This window comes from Longispora urticae (assembly GCF_053902585.1).
This window is the reverse complement of sequence record NZ_JAQZSH010000041.1, coordinates 258,748-278,925: the sequence shown is the minus strand read 5'-3', so window position 1 is coordinate 278,925 and position 20,178 is coordinate 258,748. Positions and strand designations below refer to the sequence as shown.

12 protein-coding genes and 1 pseudogene are annotated in these 20,178 nt (G+C 74.3%); 6 read left to right on the top strand and 7 right to left on the bottom strand.

Features of this window, described 5'->3' with window-relative positions:
- Positions 1-77 precede the first annotated feature (77 nt).
- Positions 78-1,346: an MFS transporter gene (locus tag PT931_RS28960; protein ID WP_456248873.1), complete on the bottom strand. Its 1,269-nt coding sequence runs from the start codon at positions 1,344-1,346 to the stop codon at positions 78-80.
- A 73-nt stretch (positions 1,347-1,419) separates the two neighbouring features.
- Positions 1,420-2,655, bottom strand: coding sequence for an aminotransferase class V-fold PLP-dependent enzyme (locus tag PT931_RS28955; protein WP_456248872.1), 1,236 nt, complete (start codon positions 2,653-2,655; stop codon positions 1,420-1,422).
- On the opposite strand from PT931_RS28955, the gene PT931_RS28950 reads away from it, so the two are divergent.
- Positions 2,654-4,045, top strand: coding sequence for an aminotransferase-like domain-containing protein (locus tag PT931_RS28950; RefSeq protein WP_456248871.1), 1,392 nt, complete (start codon positions 2,654-2,656; stop codon positions 4,043-4,045). The two genes, PT931_RS28955 and PT931_RS28950, sit on opposite strands and share 2 nt — an antisense overlap.
- 18 nt (positions 4,046-4,063) lie before the next feature.
- Here the strand turns inward: PT931_RS28950 and PT931_RS28945 are convergent, their stop codons facing one another.
- On the bottom strand, positions 4,064-5,698 hold the full coding sequence (locus PT931_RS28945; RefSeq protein WP_456248870.1) for an FAD-dependent oxidoreductase: 1,635 nt from the start codon (positions 5,696-5,698) through the stop codon (positions 4,064-4,066).
- Positions 5,699-5,782: 84 nt separating this feature from the next.
- Here PT931_RS28945 and PT931_RS28940 point away from each other — a divergent pair, with 84 nt between their 5' ends.
- The 3 genes and pseudogenes from PT931_RS28940 to PT931_RS28930 form a co-directional block, all read left to right on the top strand.
- On the top strand, positions 5,783-7,156 hold the full coding sequence (locus PT931_RS28940) for a hypothetical protein (RefSeq protein ID WP_456248869.1): 1,374 nt from the start codon (positions 5,783-5,785) through the stop codon (positions 7,154-7,156).
- Between the two features lie 66 nt (positions 7,157-7,222).
- The gene (locus tag PT931_RS28935) at positions 7,223-7,861 is read left to right on the top strand and encodes a maleylpyruvate isomerase N-terminal domain-containing protein (protein WP_456248868.1); all 639 of its coding nucleotides are present in this window, start codon (positions 7,223-7,225) and stop codon (positions 7,859-7,861) included.
- Between the two features lie 25 nt (positions 7,862-7,886).
- A pseudogene (locus PT931_RS28930) lies at positions 7,887-8,282 on the top strand (alkaline phosphatase D family protein); the annotation flags it as partial.
- Between the two features lie 53 nt (positions 8,283-8,335).
- Here the strand turns inward: PT931_RS28930 and PT931_RS28925 are convergent.
- Positions 8,336-9,166, bottom strand: coding sequence for an NmrA family NAD(P)-binding protein (locus PT931_RS28925; RefSeq protein ID WP_456248867.1), 831 nt, complete (start codon positions 9,164-9,166; stop codon positions 8,336-8,338).
- Positions 9,167-9,263: 97 nt separating this feature from the next.
- Here PT931_RS28925 and PT931_RS28920 point away from each other — a divergent pair, with 97 nt between their 5' ends.
- Positions 9,264-10,241, top strand: coding sequence for a helix-turn-helix transcriptional regulator (locus PT931_RS28920; RefSeq protein ID WP_456248866.1), 978 nt, complete (start codon positions 9,264-9,266; stop codon positions 10,239-10,241).
- A complete protein-coding gene (locus PT931_RS28915) occupies positions 10,238-10,630 on the top strand; it encodes a hypothetical protein (RefSeq protein WP_456248865.1) in 393 nt (130 codons plus the stop codon). The genes PT931_RS28920 and PT931_RS28915 overlap by 4 nt, the downstream gene beginning before the upstream one ends.
- Here the strand turns inward: PT931_RS28915 and PT931_RS28910 are convergent.
- The 3 genes from PT931_RS28910 to PT931_RS28900 all read right to left on the bottom strand — a co-directional run bounded on the left by PT931_RS28910 (position 10,620) and on the right by PT931_RS28900 (position 20,178).
- Positions 10,620-12,854, bottom strand: coding sequence for a protein kinase domain-containing protein (locus PT931_RS28910; RefSeq protein WP_456248864.1), 2,235 nt, complete (start codon positions 12,852-12,854; stop codon positions 10,620-10,622). The two genes, PT931_RS28915 and PT931_RS28910, sit on opposite strands and share 11 nt — an antisense overlap.
- A gap of 207 nt (positions 12,855-13,061) precedes the next feature.
- Positions 13,062-18,104: a DNA repair ATPase gene (locus PT931_RS28905; RefSeq protein ID WP_456248863.1), complete on the bottom strand. Its 5,043-nt coding sequence runs from the start codon at positions 18,102-18,104 to the stop codon at positions 13,062-13,064.
- Between the two features lie 10 nt (positions 18,105-18,114).
- Complete coding sequence (locus PT931_RS28900; protein WP_456248862.1) at positions 18,115-20,178, bottom strand: flotillin family protein; 2,064 nt, start codon at positions 20,176-20,178, stop codon at positions 18,115-18,117.

Sequence of the window (20,178 nt, the reverse complement as noted above, 5' to 3'; positions counted from 1 at the left end):
GGAGGGCACGTGCGCGGGCCGGCCGCGCGGACACCCCCGTCGCCGCCCGCGCGGACCGGCCCCCGCTCGGCCGCGCGTCACCCGCCCCGGGGTTCCGGCAGTTCCCGCAGCCGGCTGACCGGCGACACCACCAGCGCGATCACCACCAGCGCGGACGCCACGGCCGCGACGGTCAGCGCGCCCCGGGCCCCGAGCGCGCCGGACAGCAGCCCGGCCGCCAGTCCGCCGAGGGCGCCGCCGCCGAACAGCAGGGTCCGGAACACGGCCGTCATCCGGCCCATCATCGACTGCGGGGTGGCGGTCTGCCGCAGGCTCACGATGATCACCCCGGCGACGCCGAGCCCCAGGTACGTCAGGAAGAACGACGCCACGAACAGGGCCACCATGACCGGCCGGGGGCCGGCGGCGAGCGGGATCAGCGCGGGGCCGAGGACCAGCGCCGACTGGGCGACGAGGTAGACCCGGCCCAGGGGGAAGCGCCGGATCACCCGCCGGGAGACGGTGGCCCCGATCAGGCCGCCGACGGAGGCGGTCGCGAACACCCCGCCGAGGGTGGCGGCGCCCAGGCCCAGGTCGTGCGTGCCGTACAGCAGGAACATGGTCCACACCGTGACCAGGGAGAAGTTGCAGCAGAACCCGACGAGGGCCAGGGCCCGCAGCACCGGGTCGCCGAACACCCAGGCCAGTCCCTCGCGGAGTTCCGGGCCGAGCCGGCGCCGCCCGGCGGGTGCGGGCCGCGGTTCGGGGGTGCGGATCAGCAGCAGGGAGACCACGGACGCCAGGTAGGAACACGCGTCGACGATCAGCGCGACCGGGGCGGTCACGGCGCTGACCAGGGCACCGGCCAGCCCCGGGCCGGCCACGTCGGCGGCCGAGGAGCTGACCCCCATCTTGGCGCCGGCCTCCACGTAGTGCTCCGGGTCGCGGACCAGGGTGGGCACATAGGACATCCAGCTCACGTCGAACAGCACCGACGCGACGCCGATCGCGCAGGCGATCAGCAGCAGCGGGGTCATCCGCAGCACGTCCAGGGCGGCCAGCGCCGGGATCAGGGCCAGCAGGACCAGCCGGACCACGTTCGCGCCGAGCATCACCGGTCGCCGCCGGACCCGGTCGACCCACACCCCGAAGACCAGGGCGAGTCCGAGGTACGGCGCGAGCTGCAGGAACCGCAGCAGCCCCACCTGGGCGTCGGTGGCCCCGAAGGCGTGGATCGCGGTGAGCGGCAGGGCCAGGTTCGTGACCTGGGTGCCGAGCAGCGACAGGGTCTCGCCGAGCCAGAACTTGAGGAAGTCGCCGTTTCGCCACAGGCTCGCGGGCCGGGCCGGAGAGTCCAGGACGGTCACGGGGCGCTCCGTCCGGTCGGGACCGCCGGGTTCGGCCACGGCGCGGCGGCCGGGGTCGCGGGTCGGGTCGGGGTCACCGGAGGCCCGCCGCGGCCAGTTCCGCCACGAGCCCCGCGACCCGCTCGATCTCGTCGTGGGTGTTGTAGTAGTGCGGGGACAGCCGCAGGCACCAGTCCACGTCCTTGTCCCCGAAGTCGAACTGCGCGAACTCGCGGAAGCTCAGCGCCGAGTTCACGCCCCGGGCGTCGAGCGCGGCCTTGAACGGCTGCGCCTGCCACCCCTCGACGGCGAACGTGACCAGCGCGCCCAGTTCCGGCCCCCGGTCGAGGACCCCCACCCCGTCGATGACCTCCAGCCAGCTGCGCAGCCGGGCGGCCAGCGCCGGGGTGCGCCGGGAGATCGCCTCCATGCCGACGTCGCGGGCGTACCGGGTGGCGGCGGCGCAGCCCAGCACCGTCGCGTACGGGAACTCCCACTCCTCGAACCGGGCGGCCGTGTCCGACCGGCGGTACGCGTCGGGGGCCGTCCACCTCGCGCCGTGCATGTCGGGGAACAGCGGCTCGTACCCGGCGTGCAGGAACCGGTCGGACACGTAGAGGAAGCCGGAGCCGCGCGGGCCGCGGAGGAACTTGCGGCAGGTGGCGGTGAGCAGGTCGCAGCCGAGGGCGGTCACGTCGAGGGGGTACTGCCCCACGGACTGGCACGCGTCCACCAGGTACAGCAGGTCCAGTTCCCGGCAGTGCGCGCCGATCTCGGCGACGGGTTGGACGAGGCCGGAGTTGGTGGGGATGTGGGTGGCGGCCACCAGCCGGGGGCGGTGCTCGCGCATCAGGGCGGCCATCGCGGGGACGTCGACCCCGCCCTCGGGCGCGTCGGGGGCGTGCACGACCCGTACCCCGAACCGCTTCTTCAGGGACAGGAAGGCGATCTGGTTCGAGACGAAGTCGTTGCGGGTGGTGAGGATGACGTCGCCGGCCGCGAAGGGGATCGACGACAGCGCGGTGGCGTAGGCGTGGGTGGCGCTGCCGGCGAAGGCGATGTTGTGCGGCTGGGCGCCGATCAGGGCCGCGATCTCGGTGTAGAAGGCGCGCACCCCGTCGGCGCGGGCGGCGGACGCCTCGTAGCCGCCGATCTGGGATTCGAGGGTCAGGTGGTCGAGCATCGTGGCCAGCACGGGGGCGGCGAGCAGCCCGCAGCCGGCGTTGTTGAGGTGGGTGACCCGCTCGCAGCCGGGGGTGTCGGCCCGCAGCGCGGCGACGTCGAGTAGCGATTCCCCCGGGGAAACAAAAGCGCTATCCTTGGTACTCATGTCAGACAGTAGCACTTCTGTCGATCTGGTCACCACCCTCCGGGCGCTGCTCCGCGGGCTGTCCCCCGGCGACCGCCTGCCCAGCAGCCGCGAACTGATCGCGCGCCACCACGTCAGCCCCGTGACCGTCGCCCGGGCCATCGCCCAGCTGGCCGCCGAGGGCGCGGTCGTCACCCGGCCGGGCAGCGGCACCTACGCCGCGACGCCCCGGACCCGGCCCGGCGAGGGCCCCGCCGACACCGCCTGGCAGACGATCGCGCTCACCGACCGGGCCGTGGACACCCGGTCCATCACGGACGGTCTGGGCCCCGCGCCCGCCGGCACCCTCATGCTCGACGGCGGCTACCTGCACCGGTCCCTGCAGCCCACCCGGGCCCTGGGCGCGGCCCTGGCCCGGGCCGCCCGCCGCCCCGACGCCTGGGACCGGGCCCCCACCAGCGGGCTGGCCGCGCTGCGCGCCGTGTTCGCCGGCGTCGCGGGCGGCGGGGTGACCCCGGAGGACGTCCTCGTCACGGCCGGAGGCCAGAGCGCGCTGTCCATGGTGTTCCGCGCGGTCGCCGCCCCCGGCAGCCCGGTACTCGTCGAATGTCCCACCTATCCCGGGGCGCTCGCCTCCGCCCGGGCCGCCGGCCTGCGCCCTGTGCCGGTGCCGATGGACGACGACGGGGTCCGGCCCGACCTGCTCGCCGACGCGTTCGCGATGACCGGCGCCCGGCTGTTCTACTGCCAGCCGACGTACCACAACCCGACCGGGACCGTGCTGTCCGCGGACCGCCGCCGGCAGGTGCTGGACGTGGCCCGGGCGGCCGGCGCGTTCGTGGTCGAGGACGACTTCGCCCGGCACCTCGGGCACGGCGGCCCGACGCCCCGGCCGCTGGTCGCCGACGACCGGGACGGCACCGTCGTGTACCTCACCTCGCTGACCAAGCCCGCCGCGCCCAGCCTGCGGGTCGGGGCCCTGGTGGCCCGGGGCCCGGTGATGGAACGGCTGCGGGCCCTGCGCCGGGTCGACGACTTCTTCGTCCCCCGGCCGCTCCAGGAGGCGGCGTTGGAGCTGGTCAGCTCGCCCGGGTGGGACCGGCACGTCCGGGGCCTGGCGGCGGCGCTGCGCGACCGGCACGCGGAGCTGGCCGCCGCCCTGGCCCGGGAGGTGCCCGGGTGGACCGTGGCCCGGCCGGTCGGCGGCGGGCTGCACCTGTGGATCCGGCTGCCGGCGGGTGCCGACGCCCCGGCGGAGGCCCGGGCCGCGCGCCAGGTGGGGGTGGCGGTGAGCGTCGGCGACCGGTACTTCGCGGCCGAGCCGCCCGAGGCGTGCCTGCGGTTGGGGTTCGCGGCGACGGCGGACCGGGCGGAGCTGGCCGAGGCGGCGAGGCGGCTCGGCCAGCTGTAACCCTGGGGCGGCTCTCGGTCAGCCCCGCAGGTACTGGGTGATCGCCTGGGTCGCCACCGCGCCCTGCCCGACCGCCGACCCGACCCGCTTCACCGACCCGGCCCGCACGTCACCCGCCGCGAACACCCCCGGCATCGACGTCTCCATCAGCAGCGGCTCCCGGTCGGCCGCCCACGGCACGGGCAGCCGGTCGGGCCGGGACCGCACGTCCGGTCCGGTGAGGACGAAGCCGAACTCGTCCAGCCCGACCGCGTCGGCCACCCAGGAGCTGCACGGGGTGGTGCCGATCAGGATGTACAGCGAGCCGGCCGGCACGGTCTCCGTCTCCCCGGTCGCGACGTCGCGGAGCACCAGCGCGGCCAGCCGGCCCTGCCCGATCGCCTCGGCCAGCTCGACGCCCTCGCGCAGCACGACGGCCGGGTGGTCGACGAGGCGCTCGATCAGGTAGTTCGAGGTGGCCGAGGCGTGGATGGACTTCTCCCGGACCAGGACGGTGACGGAGCGGGCGTGCTCGGCGAAGTACAGGGCCGCCTGGCCGGCGGAGTTGCCCGACCCGAGGATGTAGACGTCCTCCCCCGTGGTCTGGCCGGCCTCGGTGAGCGACGCTCCGTAGTAGACCCCGGCGTTGAGCAGGTCCGCCACGCCCGGGGCCTCCAGCCGCCGGTAGGACATGCCGGTCGCGACGAGTACGGCCCGGGCGGCCAGTTCCGCCCCGTCGGCGAGCACCACCCGGTTCACGCCGTCGTCGCCCGCGCGCAGCCCGGCGGCGACGCTGGTGCACAGCCACTCCACCCCGAACCTCTTGGCCTGGGCGAGGGCGCGCTGGGCCAGGTCCGCGCCGGTGAGGCCGGACGGGAAGCCCAGGTAGTTCTCGATCGTGGACGTACTGCCGGCCTGCCCGCCCGGGGCGTCGTCCTCGATGATCAGCACGGAGAAGCCCTCGCAGGCGCCGTACACGGCGGCGGCCAGGCCGGCCGGTCCGCCGCCGACGATGACCAGGTCGTACGTGTCGCGGGTCGCCTCCTGGGTCAGGCCCAGCTCCCGGGCCAGCTCCGCGAGGCTCGGGTCCGTGAACGACCGGCCGTCGCCGAGCGCGACCGTGGTCGGGGCCGCCTCGTCCTCGGTGTCGACCCACTCGAAGGGCACCACGTTGCGGGCGAGGAAGTCCTTGACCTCGTACGACCGGGCGGCGAACCGGTGGCCGGTGACCCGGACCCCGAGGTGCGCGGCCATGTTCTGCGCGTCCCAGTCGAACAGCACGTCGTCCAGCGCCGGGTACAGCCGCTCCTCGGCGGGCAGGTACGGCGCCACCAGGTAGCGGTCCAGCCCGGTCCGGTTGATCGCGTCCAAGGCGGCGTCGGCGTCGGTGGCCGCGCACAGCAGGACCCGCTTCGCGCCGGGCTGGTCGTCGCGGAGCGTCGCGAGCAGTTCGGTGCCCAGGCCGTCGGTCAGGTGCTGCTGGGTGACGACGAGCGCGACCGGCGAGCCGACCTGCGGCAACCGGCGGGCCAGGGCCAGGGCCTCGGTGCGGCCGGACGCGCCGACCACCCGGAACCGGTCCAGGTAGCGGGCCCGGAGCCCGGCGACGAGCTCCTCGCGGGCCAGGACGTCGCCGTCGACGAGGACGACGGCGGGCTGTGGGGCGGCGTTCATACCGGGGACCTCCAGGGTGCGGGTGCGCGCGGATGTGCGGTTAGAGTCAGGTCAAATGTCTTTAATATTCTATTTGGAGGGTTGATGTCTCTTATCCCCACCCTCGACCGGCGCCCGCCATCCGGGGCGGGTGCCCGGACGGAGGTCGCCACGGCCGTGCGGGAGGCCGCCGCCGGGGTGCCCGTCGCGCCGCCCGCCCGGGGACTCGCCCGGGTCGGGGCCGCCGACCACCTGCGGTTCGGGCTGCGGCACCGGGTGCCGGCCCTGCTCCGGCGGGCGCTGGTCCCCCGGCGGTGGGCGGCCCGGGACGACACCGTCCGCCTGCCCGGCGCGCTGCTCGCCCGGTTCCGCGCGACCTACGGCGACGCCGTCTGGGTCGGGGATCCCCGGGGCCCGGCACTGCTGGTGCTGGGCACGAACGGCCTGCTCCGGGTACTGCACGGGCCCGCCGCCCCGGGGCACCCGCACGCCGCGATCGTCCGTCGGGTGATCGACGAGGAGGTCGGTCGGCTGCTCGCGGCCCGGGCGGTGCTGACCCGGGCGGTGTTCCAGAACTCCGTGGACCGGATGGCCCGCCGGATCGTGCTCGGCGACGCGGCGGCCGACGACGCCGAGGTCACGGGCCTGTACCTGGAGCTGCGGTCCGAGGGGAACTGGCTCGGCACCCGCCCCTGGCGGACCGAGCGGGCCCGGGCCGCGCACGACCGGCTCGCCGAACGGTTCCGGTCCTACCTGGACGCCGCCGCCCCGGGCAGCCTCGTCGCGGCCCTCGCCGCCGAGACCACGGCTGGCGGCCGGGCGGCCCCCACCTCGGACCTCGTGGCTGGCGACCAGATGGCGGCCCGCCGCACCGGCGACACGACGGCCGGCACCGGTGGCCCCACGGCGGCGGGCGGCCTCGGCGCGGCGTCCAACGGCCCGGCGGGGCCCGACGGCGTCCCGGTCGGTCGGATCGCGCACTGGTTCCTCGCTTTCGACATCCTCGCCGACACCGGCCTGACCACCCTCGTCGTGCTCGCCGGGGAACCCGCCCTCGGCGACCGGGCCCGCAGGGACCCCGAGGCGGCGCGGGCGTGCGTCCTGGAGACCCTGCGGCTGTGGCCGCCGGCCGGCGACCTGTTCCGGGAGACCACCCGGGACCTGGACTGGGACGGCGAGCTCCTCCCCGCGGGCACCCCCCTCCTGGTGCCGGCCGCGTTCCACGAGCGCGCGCGGTCCGTCGAGGAGCCCGACGCGTTCCGGCCCGACCTCCGGGACCCGCGCCCGGGCGCCGGGTTCTTCCCCCTCGGCCCGGGCGGGACGGGCGAGGACCTCGGGCTGCTGATGGCCACGGAGCTGGTGGGCCGGTCCCTGGACCGGGGCCGGTACCGGCTGCTGTCGGCGGGGCTGCCCGTGCGGGGGCCGTTGCCGCTGGCGCTGGACCCGGGGGCGTTCCGGCTCGCGGTGGGCCGGCGCTGACCGGTGTTCCGGGCGACCGGATACGGTCGGAGCGGCACACCGACCAGCACCTGTGGAGGGTATGGGATGACCGGCATCCGAGACGACTTCCTGGCCACGGCCCGCACCGCCGCCCGCCTGCTGCGGGACCCGGCGGTCGCCGCCCGGTGGGACGGGCCGAGCGCGCTCGCCGAGTTCAGCGTCGGCGGCCTGGCGGGCCACCTGGCGTACCAGGTCCTGGCCGTGCCGACGATCCTCGCCGGCCCGGTGCCGGAGGAGCGCACCATCCCGGTCCTGGAGCACTACGGCCGGGTCGCGTGGGTCGGCACGGCCCCGGACGAGGACATCAACGTCCGGATCCGCGCCGGGGGCGACCAGGAGGCGGCCGACGGGCCCGACGCCCTGGCCGCGCGGGTGGACGCCGCCATCGCGGAACTGGACGCGACGCTGGCGAGGGAGCCGGACCGGGCGGTGCGGATCCCGTTCTGGGGCCCGTGGTCGTTGACGCTCGACGACCTGCTCGTCACCCGGATGATGGAGCTCGCGGTGCACTCCGACGACCTGGCGGTCAGCGTGGGCGTGCCGACGCCGGAGCTGCCGGGCGGCGCGGTCGACACGGTGGTGGACCTGCTGTCCCGGCTGGCGGTGCGCCGGCACGGTCCGACGGCGGTGCTGCGGGCCCTCAGCCGCGCCGAACGCGCCCCGACCACGATCACGGCCTTCTGACCGCCCGGCCTGCCGATCCGGCCCCGGCAAGACCATGCTCGGCGAGCGGCAGTTCCGCTGGCTGCTCAGCAAGGTCCGGGACAGCTCGGCCCGCTGGAAGGTCCTCGTCACCTCGTGCCCGGTGTCCACGATGCGCTCGACGGAGCCCCCGTACGACGACTGGGTCGCCTACGAGCACGAGCTGGGCGAACTGCTCGGCGCGTGGAGGAAGGCGAACGTGCGCAACCTGGTGTGGCTGACCGCCGACGTGCACTACGCGCAGGCCGTGCGGTACCCGGACATGAACATGTGGGAGTTCCTCGGCGCGCCGATCGGGGCGAACCCGCGGGTGGTGGGCTCGCCGCTGTCGCCGACGTTCGGGGCGCGGGAGCGGTTCCTGGACGGCACGCTCAAGCACCGGGAGGTGCTGGTCGCGGAGTGACCGCGTCCGGTGTGCGGGCGGCGCGTCGCGTGCCACCCGCACACCGCGGGCGCTCAGCCCCGGAACGCGTCCGCGTGCTCCGCCGCCCACTGCTCGAACGACCGCGCCGGCCGCCCCGTGACCTGCTCGACCGTCGGCACCACGGTGTACCCGATCTCCGGGGTGTTCCCGTGCACCTCGACGAAGAACTCGATCACCTCCGCCGGGTACCCCTCCCCCGCCCAGCGCGCCCGCGCCTCCGCCTCGCTCAACTCGACGTAGCGCACCTCGCGCCCGATGGCCTCGGCGATGGTGCGCACCTTCTCCGGCCGGGTGACCGCCTCGGGGCCGGTCAGCGTCAGGGTCCGGCCGGCGTACCCGCCCTCGACCAGCACCGTCGCCGCCACCGCGCCGATGTCGGTCTCGTGCACCAGCGCGCTGCGGGTGCGCGCGAACGCCTCCCGGACCACGCCCTCCGACCGCACCGACGGCGCCCACTCCAGCAGGTTGGCCATGAACTCCACCGGCGCCAGGTGCGTCCACTCCAGACCGCTGGCCTCCACCGCCGCCTGGAGCGGGCCGGGCGCGCCGCCGAGCAGCACCGTGATCCGCCGCACCCCGGCCCGCACCGCCAGGTCGACGATCTCGGGACCGGTCGCCAGCGGCGCGTACGGGTTCGCGCCCCCGCCGCCGAACGTGATCAGGTGCAGCCCGGTCACGCCCTGCAGCGCGGGCGCGACGCTCGCCGGGTCGGTCAGGTCGCCGGCCACCACCTCGACCCCGTCGGGCAGTCCGGCCGTGGCCGGGTTCCGGGTGAGCGCGCGGACCCGCTGGCCGGCCCGGAGGAGCTGACCGACCACCTGGCGGCCGACCGTACCGGTCGCTCCGGTCACGAGAAACGTCATGGCTGGTACCCCTTTGCGCGTGGTTTCGATCTCCTGGAAACCACACTAGGAGCCATTCCGGCCACTTTCTGACCGCAATCTCGGCCACACTGGGACCATGGCGAACACGAGCTCCCGGACCCTGCGGCTGCTGTCCCTGTTGCAGACCCACCGGTACTGGCCCGGCGCGGAACTGGCCGACCGGCTCGACGTCTCCCCGCGCACCCTGCGCCGCGACGTCGACCGGCTCCGCGAACTCGGCTACCCGGTCGACGCCCAACGCGGCGTGGACGGCGGCTACCAGCTGGCCGCCGGCGCGTCCCTGCCCCCGCTGCTGGTCGACGACGAGGAGGCCGTGGCCCTCGCGATCGGCCTGCAGACGGCGGCCCTGGGCGCGGTCGCCGGCATCGAGGAGTCCTCGATCAGCGCGCTCACCAAGGTCGTGCAGGTCATGCCGCCCCGGCTCCGGAAGCGGATGGCCGCACTGCGCGCCGTCACGGTGCCCGCACGGCTCGACGACGGCCCCACAGTGGACGCCGGCGTGCTCACCACCGTCGCCCAGTCCTGCCGGGACGAGGAGCGGCTCCGGTTCTCCTACACCGCGCAGGGCGGCGCGTCCTCCGAGCGGCACGTCGAACCGCACCGTCTGGTCTGCCTGGGCCGGCGCTGGTACCTGGTCGCCTACGACCTGACCCGCAACGACTGGCGCAGCTTCCGCCTCGACCGGCTGACCGCGCCCGACGGCACGGGGGCCCGGTTCCGGCCCCGGGACCTGCCGGCCGCCGACGCCGCCGCGTTCGTCCGGGCCGGGCTGGACGGGCGGCCCGCCGGGCGGTACCAGGTCGAGGCGCTGGTCGAGGCCGAAGCGGCGGACGTGCGGCCCCGGATCGGCCAGTGGGCGACGGTGACCGAGGCGGGCCCGGGGCGGTGCCGGGTCGCGATGGGTACCGACTCGCTGGACTGGGGCCTGTTCGCGCTGGGGATCACCGGGGCGGAGTTCGAGGTGCTGGGGCCGCCGGAGTTCACCGCGCACCTGCGGGCCTGGTCCGACCGTCTCGGCCGCGCCGCGGGACCGCGTGCGACAGTGGCAGAGTGACGATCTTTCTGCGGTACCAGAGTCCCGTCGCGGACGCGAAAGGCCGGTTCGTCGGGGTGTTCGGGCTGGTCAACACCCTCGCGAAGCAGGGCAGGCTGACCGAGGAGCAGGAACGGTTCCGGCGCGCCAACAACGACTGGTACGACGCCGCCTACACCGACCCCAGCACCGTCGACCCGACCGTCTACGACGAGGACCTGCACCCGGGCGCCGCGGCCTGGTTCAAGGTGGACGCCGCGCACCTGCTCGACCGGATCGACGGGTACCTGGACATCCTCGCCGCGCACGCCGTCCCGTGTGTCCGGGTGGAGTCCGCCGACCCCGGACGGGTCGTCTACGAGGACGAACACCAGATCATCGTGGTACCGCACCGGCCTGTCAGCGGGTGACGTTCCGGGGGCCGGCCGTGGCCATCGCCCTCTCCACCGCGGCCTGCAGGGCCGGCCCGTCCCGGGTGTCCTCCCGCATGTCGACGAACACGGCGTCGGCGTCGATCACGTACCGGTACTCGCTGCCGACCTGGCCCTTCTTCACGGCCCGCTTGAACGTCTCGCTGTAGTCCCCGTCGCAGACCGTCGCGCCCGGGCCGGACTGCGGGCAGTAGATGCCCGAGGCGCCCACCGGGGTCTTCGCCAACGCGTCGTGCACGGTCTTGGCCGTGGCCCGGTCCTTCAACGCCCGGATCTTGACGCTGACCAGGATCGTGTCGTCCGCGTCGATGTAACTGCCGGTCATGGCGCTGACGCAGCGGTTCCGGGTCAGCAGGTCCTGGACCTCCTGGGTCTGGCTCGTCGTGACGCAGGACCAGGAGCCCGCCGCCTTGAGAGTGAAACGGCGGCCGTTGCTGTCCGTGAAGCTGTCCGGCAACAGGGCGTCGGACGTCTGCGGGGTACGGTCCGTGTCCGCGTCGTTCATCGTGTCCGGGTCGAACGACGGCGTGGGGCTCGGCGGTTCGTAGGTGGGCCTGGTCGACGCCTCGGGGGTGCCGCGGGTCGACGCCGGAGTCCGGTCGGAGTCCGAGCTGGACGCGTTGTGGGCGACCATCCTGCTGACCATGCCGTACGCCCGCAGGGAGCCGAAGGCGCACAGGGCCAGCACGACCACGCCGGCCGCCACGACCGCGAGGATCTTCGCCGTGTTGCCGGACCTGCCGGGGCCCGGGCCGACCGGCGGTCCGAAGGCGGGGGCGCTCCAGCCGGGGGCGGGCTGGGCGTAGGGTCCCGGTCCGGCGTGCGGGCCGGTCCCGGGGTAGGGTCCGACACCCGCGTCGGGTCCGCTCCCGGGGTAGGGGGCGCCACTCGCGGGTCCGCTGCCGGGGTGGGGAGTGGCGCCCGCGTCCGGTCCGCTGCCCGGGTAGGGGGCGGCGCCCTGGTGGGGCCCGCTCCCCGGGTGGGGCCACGGGCCGACGGGAGGTTCGGTGCCGGGGTTCCGGCCGGCGCCCGGCCCCACCTCGAACGCCTGCCCCACCACGGATCCGGTTCCGGGCTCGCGCCCTCCGATGACCGTGACGTCGTCCATGTGCCCGGCTCCGCCGCCCGTTCCGGCCACCGGCGGCGGCGTCGTCCCGGGCAGGGGCGTCGTCCCGGGCAGCGGCGGCACCCCGGCCCCCTGCCCAGCTGCGGGCGTCGGCCCCGCCCCGGACCCCTGACCCGCCTCTGGGGCGCCGCCCGGCGGCACGGGTGCCGTCACCTCGGCCCAGGTCGGGGCCAGCCGCGGGTCCACCGCCGTCGCGTACTCCCCCAGGGAGGTCACCACCGCCGGGGGCAGCCAGGAGCCCGCGAACAGCATGGTCTGGCCCTGGGTCTGGGCCCGCGCGTACGCCATCACCTCGGTCAGGTCCGGCCGGTCGCCGGGCTCCTTGGCCAGGCAGCGCTCCACGATGGCGCGCAGCTCGGGCGGGCTGGCGGACAGGTCGGCGGGTTCGTTGACGATCCGGAACAGCAGGGCGTCCGGGTGGCCCTCGCCGAACGCGGTCGCGCCGGTCGCGGCGAACACGGCCAGGTTGCCCAGGGCGAACACGTCGGCGGCCGGGGTGACCGACAGGCCCCTGACCTGCTCGGGGGCCATGAACGCGGGCGTGCCGACCCGGGTGTCGATCCGGGTGACCGTGGTGGCGTTGGCCGCGTGCGCGATGCCGAAGTCGATGACGCGCGGGCCGTCGTCGGCGAGCAGGACGTTGGCCGGCTTGAGGTCGCGGTGCGTGATCCGGCACGCGTGGATCGCGGCCAGACCCTCGGCGACCCCGGCGAGCAGCCGGAACACGGTCGGCAGCGGGAGCGGGCCGTGCTCAGCGACGGCCTGGTGCAGGGGCGGGCCGGGCACGTACGCCGTGGCGAGCCAGGGCAGCGCCGCGTGGGCGTCGGCGTCCACGACCTGCGCCGTGTAGAGGCCCTGGACGCGTTGGGCGGCGGCGACCTCCTGCGCGAAGCGGCGGCGGAACTCGGGGTCCTGCGCGAACTCCGGCCGGACCACCTTGACGGCCAGGGCCCGGCCGCCGGGGCTGAACGACAGATACACCCGGCCCATGCCGCCCGCCCCGATCAGGGCACGGAGCGGGTAGCCGGCGACCATGGGCGGGTCGTCCGGGGACATGGGCGCGAACCTGACAGCCATCCGTACCCCCGAGTGATCTTGAAGTGCCCTGACTCTATAACAGGATTATAGGGAGCCTCCGCCACCCCTCGACGGGCAGTGTCCACACTCGACCCCGGGCTGGGCGCGACAGCGAGATACCCCTGCTCAGCACGCCGGGGCCGACCCTCGGTGAGGATCGGCCCCGGTGCGTGGTGGTGACCGGTCGGGAAGCGTCCCGGCCCCGCGCTAGCCGGCCAGGCGTTCGGCGGCCCGTTCGATCGCCGACTCCACGCCGCCCATCCGGTCGGCGAGCAGCCCCACGGCCCCCACCGCCCGGCTCATCGGGTCGTCGGAGTCGCCGCCGAGGGCCCGGGCCCGCAGGTACCCGGCCTTCACCTCGGCCCAGCGGGCGGCCCCGGCGGCGGTCAGGGTGCCGCGCAGCTCGGCGAGCTTGAGCAGGTTGGCCTCCGCGCCGGAGGTCAGGGTCTGCGCCTCGCCGAGGTAGTGGTCGTCGATCAGCGCCTCCAGCTCGGCGTCGTTCATCACGGGCACGATCCGTTCGGCCAGCTTGTTCATGTTCCGGTAGGAACCCTGGAGCTGGAACGGCGGTTCGGTGCGCGAGGCGTCGGACTGCGCCGCCGAGGCGATGTAGGCCCGGTTGTTGGCCATCACCACCTGCTGGGCGCGGAGCAGGTTGCGCAGGACGGCCCGGATCTGCTCCAGCTCGGGCCCCGAGTAGGGGTGGCTGAGCTGGTCGGGGCGGGCCGTGTCGTCGCCCCGGGCGAGCCGGAGCAGCAGTTCGATGTCGCCGCGGTCGCGGGTGGACAGGGGCGCGAGCACCGGGTTGGAGGTGAGCGCGTTCTCCACGTAGCTGAGCGCGAACAGGTCCTCGCGGCCGGACAGCACGTCGCCCAGGTTCCACACGTCGGCCCGGTTGGCGAGCATGTCCGGGATCCGGAACCGCTGGCCCGACTCGGTGTACGGGTTGCCGGCCATGCACACCGCGAACCGCTTGCCCCGCAGGTCGTACGTCCGCGTCTTCCCGTCCCACACGCCCTCGATCCGGCGCTGGGCGTCACAGAGCGAGATGAACTTCTGCAGCAGCTCCGGCGAGGTGTGCTGGATGTCGTCGAGGTAGAGGAGGACGTTGCTGCCCATCTCCAGCGCGAACGAGATCTTCTCCACCTCCTGGCGCGCGGTCGCGTTGGGCGCCTCGGCCGGGTCGAGCGAGGTGACCCCGTGCCCGAGCGCCGGCCCGTTGACCTTCACGAAGGCGAGACCGAGCCGGTTGGCCACGTACTCCATCAGGGTGGTCTTGCCGTACCCCGGCGGCGAGATGAGCAGCAGCAGGCCCATCTGGTCGGTGCGCTTGGCGTCCCCGGCCGCGCCGAGCTGCCGGGCGAGGTTGTCGCCGATCAGCGGCAGGTAGACCTCGTCGAGCAGCCGGTTGCGGACGAAGGCGCTCATCACCTTCGGCTGGTACTCCTCCAGCCGCAGCCGGGACCGTTCCGCCGCGACCAGCTCGTTGCGGCGGCGCTGGTAGGCCCGGAACGCCGGCACCCGTTCGGCGCGGAACCTCCGGGTCCGGGCGACGGTCTCGTCCAGACGGAGGTCCAGCCGGCGGGAGCTGATCCGGGGGTGCGAGCCGAGCAGGCCGTCCACCGTGGCGGTGAGGGCGGCGGAGGACTCGTGCCGGGGCAGGTGCTTGCCGCACAGCTCGATGGCGACGGCCTCGGCGAGGTCCTGCGCCGCGCTGGCGTCCCCGGACCCGCCGGTGGCCAGGAACGCCGTCAACCAGGCCGTCACCAGCTGGTACCGCGCCGCAAGGTCGTCGCCCAGCGCCCGCAGGTCCTCCTCGTAGTCCAGCCCCGACTTCGACGCCGGCCCGCCGAGCGCCCGCCGGAACCGGTCGAGCAGCGTGCGCGCCCCCGCGCTGGTCACGAAGCCGAGCGGGGTGCCGGCGAGCTCCTCGAACAGGTACTCACCCGCGAGCGCCGCGTGCCCGCCCAGGTCGTCGAGCCCGGCCGCGCCGAGGAACTCCCCGACGGCCGCGCCCAGTTCGCCGCAGAGTTCGCCGATCGCGCCCGTCCGGCCGAACGCGGCGCGGGCCCGGGACAGCGAGCCCGCCCGGCGCGACCACAGCGCCTTGGTGGCCTCGTCGGAACCGAACGCCCAGAACAGCGCCGCCGCCGACCGGGCCGCCGCCGGGTAGCGCAGCAGGCCAGCGCCGGTGTGCAGCCGGAGCATCGCGTCGAGGAGCGCGGCGGCGTCGTGGTCGTGCACGCCCCGCTCGTACCCCTCGTCGTAGCGGGTCTCGGCGACCTTGCGGACCAGGTCGCGCAGGCCGCCGTCGACCACGGCCGCCTCGTGCAGCGCGGTCAGGGTGCCGGCGTCCTCCGCGTCGGCGAGCACCGAGGCGGCCAGGTGCTCGGCCCGGTACACCTCCGGGGACTCCGACACCAGGAGCTGGTCCCAGAACTCCCGGGTCGTCTCGAACCCTTCGTCGAGCACCGCCGAGCGGTAGTCCGTCGCCGTGATCGCGAACGCCATCCGCCCGTCGGAGGGCACCAGGGTCAGGTCGATGGACTGGGTGTTCACGGCGAACCGGTGCCGGCCGAGCCGGATGGTCTCGCCGCCGTCCGCGTACAGGTCGAGCCGGTCGCGCAGGGCCCGGCCGGCCTCCTGGCGCGCGGCCTTGACCCGGCCCTCCAGCTCCTCGGCCCGCACCGCGTCGCCGAGCGCGCGCAGCTCGTCGGCCACCGTGCGCAGCTTGGCCACCATCGGGTCGGAGCCGAAGTACGTGTTGACCTCGTCCAGGGAGGACAGGCCGGCGACCCGGCGGTGCACGCTGCCGAGGATCCGCTCGGCCGACTCGACCAGGCGGTCGGACCGGCGGGCGCGCTCGTCGAGCAGGCCCTGGCGGCGGGTGGCGAAGGCCTCGTACACGTCGGTGCGCTTGGAGCCCAGCTCGGTGAGGAAGTCGTCGAAGTCGGAGAACCGGGACTCCAGGCCCTCCAGCCGCAGCAGCAGCCGGCCCAGCTGCTCCTCGCACCGCTCGGGGCTGTCCGCCGAGGCCAGCGCCCCGGTGATGGCCTGCCCCAGCAGCGCGAACTCGGCCGCGAACGCCGCGCGGCCCTCGACGTCGAGCAGTTCGCGGCGCCGGCCGTCGAGGGTGGCCCGGGCCCGGTTGACCCCGCCGAGCACCTCGCTGATCCGTTCCAGGATGGCGACCCGGACCGTGGCGTCGGCGATCTCCAGCCCGCCGACCACCTCGGTGATCACCTCCAGGCCCTCGGCTTGGGCGGCGAGCCGCTCCCCGACCGGACCGGACTCGGCCACCGTGCCGATCGCGCCCGCGTCGACCACGAGCCGTTCGACCTCGGCGTGGTACCCGGTGAACGCGTCCGGCTTCTGGAGGAACCCGACCGCGCGCTGGGCGGCGGCGGCGAGCTCCGTGTCCAGCTCGGCGGTCAGGGTGTCGATCCGGGCGGTGTCCACATAGCGCAGTTCGCGGAGGGTGACGAGCTGGCCGCGCGCCTGGCGCAGGTTCGCCAGCTGGCCGACCCAGCCCTCGGTCGTCTCCGGGGCCTCGCCGCGCGCGAGCCGGACCAGGGACGCGATCCGGTTCGCCGACTCGGTGAGCGCGGCCGTGGCCTGCTCGGTGAGCGCGCGCACCGTCTCGAACTCGTCGAGCACCTGCTCGGCCGTGCCGCGCAGGGCCGCGAGCGGGCCGCTCAGGTCGCCCAGCTCCGCCTCGCCGAGCCAGTGGTAGTTGTCGGCCGCGCGGGCGCACGAGGCGATGATGCCCTCGAACACCGGGCCGGACGGGGCCATCTCCCCGACCATCCTGGCCACCGACAGGCACTCGGAGATGCCCCGGACCAGCTCGGCGTTGCCGATCCTTTCCAGCGGGCCGGTGCCGACGGGCTGCGAAGCGGCGTAGGTGTCCGACTGGTACGGGGTCTGCCAGACCTGCATCGCGTGTACCCGGGTCGGCTCCTCGGAGGTGGCCCGGAACACGACGAGCGTGCCATCGTCGAACAGCGAGTACCCGTGGCAGGCCAGCGGGGCCGCCACCTCCTTGCGGATCAGGTTGTACGGCAGCAGCAGCGTGCGGCCCTCGGCCCGGGCGTGGAAGACGTAGAGCACGTCCTCGCCGTTCGTCGCCCGGATCGCCCGCTCGAACTCCAGGCTCGTCACGTCCGTGTCGAAGGTGCGGCTGACGCCCGTGACCAGGTAGTACCCGCCGGGGAAGATGATGCCGTGGTCCTCGGGGAGCCGCTGGCACGCCTGGCCGATCGCGTCGAGGCGCACCACGTCGCGGGTCTTGGTGTTGAAGACCAGGTACCGCCAGACCGTCTCCTTGTACGGCCGGATCTTCAACAGGATCAGCGAACCGACCCGGGCGTGGTACACCTCCGCGTCGGCGAGGCTCTGCAACGGCTCGTCCACCGGCTCGCTGTAGACGCCCGCGCCCGACTCGGTGTTGTTCTCGACCTTGACCGTCAGGTCGCCGCCGACCGTCTCGACGAACACCTCGTCGCCGATGGAGATGTGCGGGTGCCGGCCCAGGACGTGGTCGTCGCGGGTAGCCTCCACCCATTCCAGGTCGTGCGGGGCGGGGAACACGTGGTCGCGTTCGCCGCGGGCGTCCAGGTAGGACACCGTGCCGTCGACCGCGACGTTCCACCGCAGCACCCGCAGGTCGTCGGGGCGCGGGCCGGTCTGGAACACGGCGAGCAGCCGGTCGTCGAGCCGGCGGAGCTGGAGCAGGCGGGCCTCGCGGTAGTACCGGTACAGCTCCGCGAAGTCCCGGCCGAACTGCGGGTCGCGCAGCAGGCCGGGCAGCTCGTCGGGGCCCGGGGCCTCGAAGCCGAGGGTGTCGCCGTCCCGGGTGAACCGGTGCAGGGAGAACACGTCGTCCACGGCCGTCTCGCGCTTGAGGCCGATGAACACGTTGTACCCGAACAGCATCAGCCCGCCGACCGAGACGATGTCCCGCGGCACGCAGTTGTGCTCGGTACGGATCCGCTCCGTGCCGACCAGGCGGAGTTCCGCGCCGCCGAACACGCCCAGGCGGCGGGCGTTGAGGGCCTCGGCGCGGGCGGCCAGGTCGGCGGCCTGGGCGGCCAGCCGGGTGCGGAGGACCTCGTAGGTGCCGGCGTCGAGGGCCGCGCCGGGGGTGGTTCCGGCGCCGGCCGGGGAGGTGGCCCCGGTGGTGCCCGGGGAGCTGGTCCCCGGGCCCGCCGTGGAGCCCGTCCCCGCCGTGGGCGGTGTCGTCTCCGTCATCCGCGCCGCGCTACTTCGCCGCGCCGAGGGCGGCGACCGGCACGTCCGCGAGCCCGAGGCCGCGCAGCGTGACCAGCAGTTCCTTCAGCTTGTCGGCCTCGGAGCCGCCCTGGGTGATCTGCTGGAGCAGCAGCGCGGACAGGGTCATGCCCTGGATGCCGCCGCCGCCGAGCGCCTGGCCGACGTCCTCGATCAGGTTCGCCTGGCCCTCGATGTAGGGCTTGGCGACGGCCTGCGCGACGTCCGAGTGGTCCATGAAGCCGTCGATGCTCTTGCCGAGCGTGATGGAGCCGACCAGCTTGTCGAAGAACAGGGTGTCGCCGCCGACGATGTCGATCTTCGCCTTCTCCAGCGCGGCGGACAGCACCAGCGCCTGGGACTCGGCGACGGAGCGCTGCACCTCGATGCCCGCGAGCCGGACCTCCTTGTCGGCCTCCAGCCGCAGCCGGTACTCCTCGTGCTGGCGGGTCGCGTCGTCCAGCGCGCCGAGCGCGGCGGCCTTGTCGGTGAGACCCTCGGCCTCGCCCTTGAGCTTCTCGCGGATCGTCTCGGCGTCGGCCAGGCCCTGCTCGCGGGTCACCGCGGCCTCGACCATGCCCTGCTCGCGGGTGACGGCGGCCTCGACCAGGCCCTTCTCCTTCTCCACGGTCGCCTCGGCCCGGCCGACCTTCTCGATCGCGGCGGCGTCGCGCTCGCGGACCTGGGCCTGGGCCAGACCGGGCGCGGCGGCCTCGGCCTGGATGCCCTCGGCGAGCCGGATCCGGGCCCGGGTGTCGAGCTCGGCGGCCTGCTGGCGGGCCTCGGCGAGCAGGATCTCCTCGCGGGCCTTGAACTTCGCGGACGCCTCGCCGGCCTCCGCGGCCTTGATGTCCTTGACCAGGGACTCCTGCGCCTCGGCCTCGGCCTGGATCACGACGGCCTGCCGGGTGCGCTCGGCCTCCTCGACCACGCGGAGCCGCTTGATGTGCTCCTCCTGCTCGGCGACCGTGCGGTCGACGGCGATCCGCTCGCGGACCACCTCGGCGACGGCGCGCTTCTCGCCCTCGACCTCCTTGGTCTTGGAGATCGTGGACAGCTCGGTCTCGCGCTCGCGGGCGATGACCTCGAGCATCCGGTCCTTCTCGATCCGCTCGGTCTCGATGGCGATGACGCGTTCCTTGTTCTTCTCCGCCACCGCGATCTCGCGGGCCTGGTTCTGCGCCTGGATCCCGAGCTGCTCGTCGGTGCGCAGGTCGGCGGCGCGGGACTTCAGCCGCTCCTCGGCGCGGACCTTGTCGGTCTCGGCCTGCTCGCGGGCGCGCATCGTCTCGATCTCGCGGGTCTGCTTGATCTCGGCCTCGCTCTGCCGGCGTTCGAGTTCCAGGATCGCCTCCCGGGCGTCGACGTTCTGCCGGGTGATCTCCTTCTCCTCGTGCCGGCGGAACTCGTTGGTCTTCACGTGCTCGATCGCCGTCAGCTCGGTGATCTTCCGGATGCCCTGCGAGTCGAGGATGTTGGCCGGGTCGAGCTTGGCCATCGGGGTCTGCTCGAGGTAGTCGATCGCGGCGTCCTCCAGGCTGTACCCGTTGAGGTCGGTGCCGATCACCTGGATGATCTGGTCGCGGAACTCGTCCCGCTTGGTGTACAGGTCCACGAAGTCGAGCTGCTTGCCCACGGTCTTGAGCGCCTCGGAGAACTTCGCGCTGAACAGTTCCTGCAGCGTGGTCTCGTCGCTGGCCCGCATGGTGCCGATCGCCTGGGCGACCTTGATGACGTCCTCGACGGTCTTGTTGACCCGGACGAAGAAGGTGATCCGGATGTCCGCCCGGATGTTGTCCTGGCAGATCAGGCCCTCACCCGCGGTCCGGGTGATCTCGATGGTCTTGACCGAGATGTCCATGATCTCGGCCTTGTGCAGCACGGGCAGCACGATCGCCCCGGTGAACGTGACGTCCACCCGGCGCACCTTGGAGACGATGAGCGCCTTGCCCTGCTCGACCTTGCGGAACAGCCGACTGACCATGAACAACAGGGCGAGGATGAGGAGGAGGGCGACGGCGAGGGACACGCCGATCCCGGTGCTGATGGCATTCAT

What these genes read in the sequence shown, in the direction of transcription:
- PT931_RS28910 (WP_456248864.1), bottom strand. Translation starts at nt 12,854, where the DNA reads ATGGCTGTCAGGTTCGCGCCCATGTCCCCGGACGACCCGCCCATGGTC.
- PT931_RS28950 (WP_456248871.1), top strand. Translation starts at nt 2,654, where the DNA reads ATGTCAGACAGTAGCACTTCTGTCGATCTGGTCACCACCCTCCGGGCG.
- PT931_RS28920 (WP_456248866.1), top strand. Translation starts at nt 9,264, where the DNA reads ATGGCGAACACGAGCTCCCGGACCCTGCGGCTGCTGTCCCTGTTGCAG.
- PT931_RS28955 (WP_456248872.1), bottom strand. Translation starts at nt 2,655, where the DNA reads ATGAGTACCAAGGATAGCGCTTTTGTTTCCCCGGGGGAATCGCTACTC.
- PT931_RS28905 (WP_456248863.1), bottom strand. Translation starts at nt 18,104, where the DNA reads ATGACGGAGACGACACCGCCCACGGCGGGGACGGGCTCCACGGCGGGC.
- PT931_RS28935 (WP_456248868.1), top strand. Translation starts at nt 7,223, where the DNA reads ATGACCGGCATCCGAGACGACTTCCTGGCCACGGCCCGCACCGCCGCC.
- PT931_RS28900 (WP_456248862.1), bottom strand. Translation starts at nt 20,178, where the DNA reads ATGAATGCCATCAGCACCGGGATCGGCGTGTCCCTCGCCGTCGCCCTC.
- PT931_RS28945 (WP_456248870.1), bottom strand. Translation starts at nt 5,698, where the DNA reads ATGAACGCCGCCCCACAGCCCGCCGTCGTCCTCGTCGACGGCGACGTC.
- PT931_RS28925 (WP_456248867.1), bottom strand. Translation starts at nt 9,166, where the DNA reads ATGACGTTTCTCGTGACCGGAGCGACCGGTACGGTCGGCCGCCAGGTG.
- PT931_RS28940 (WP_456248869.1), top strand. Translation starts at nt 5,783, where the DNA reads ATGTCTCTTATCCCCACCCTCGACCGGCGCCCGCCATCCGGGGCGGGT.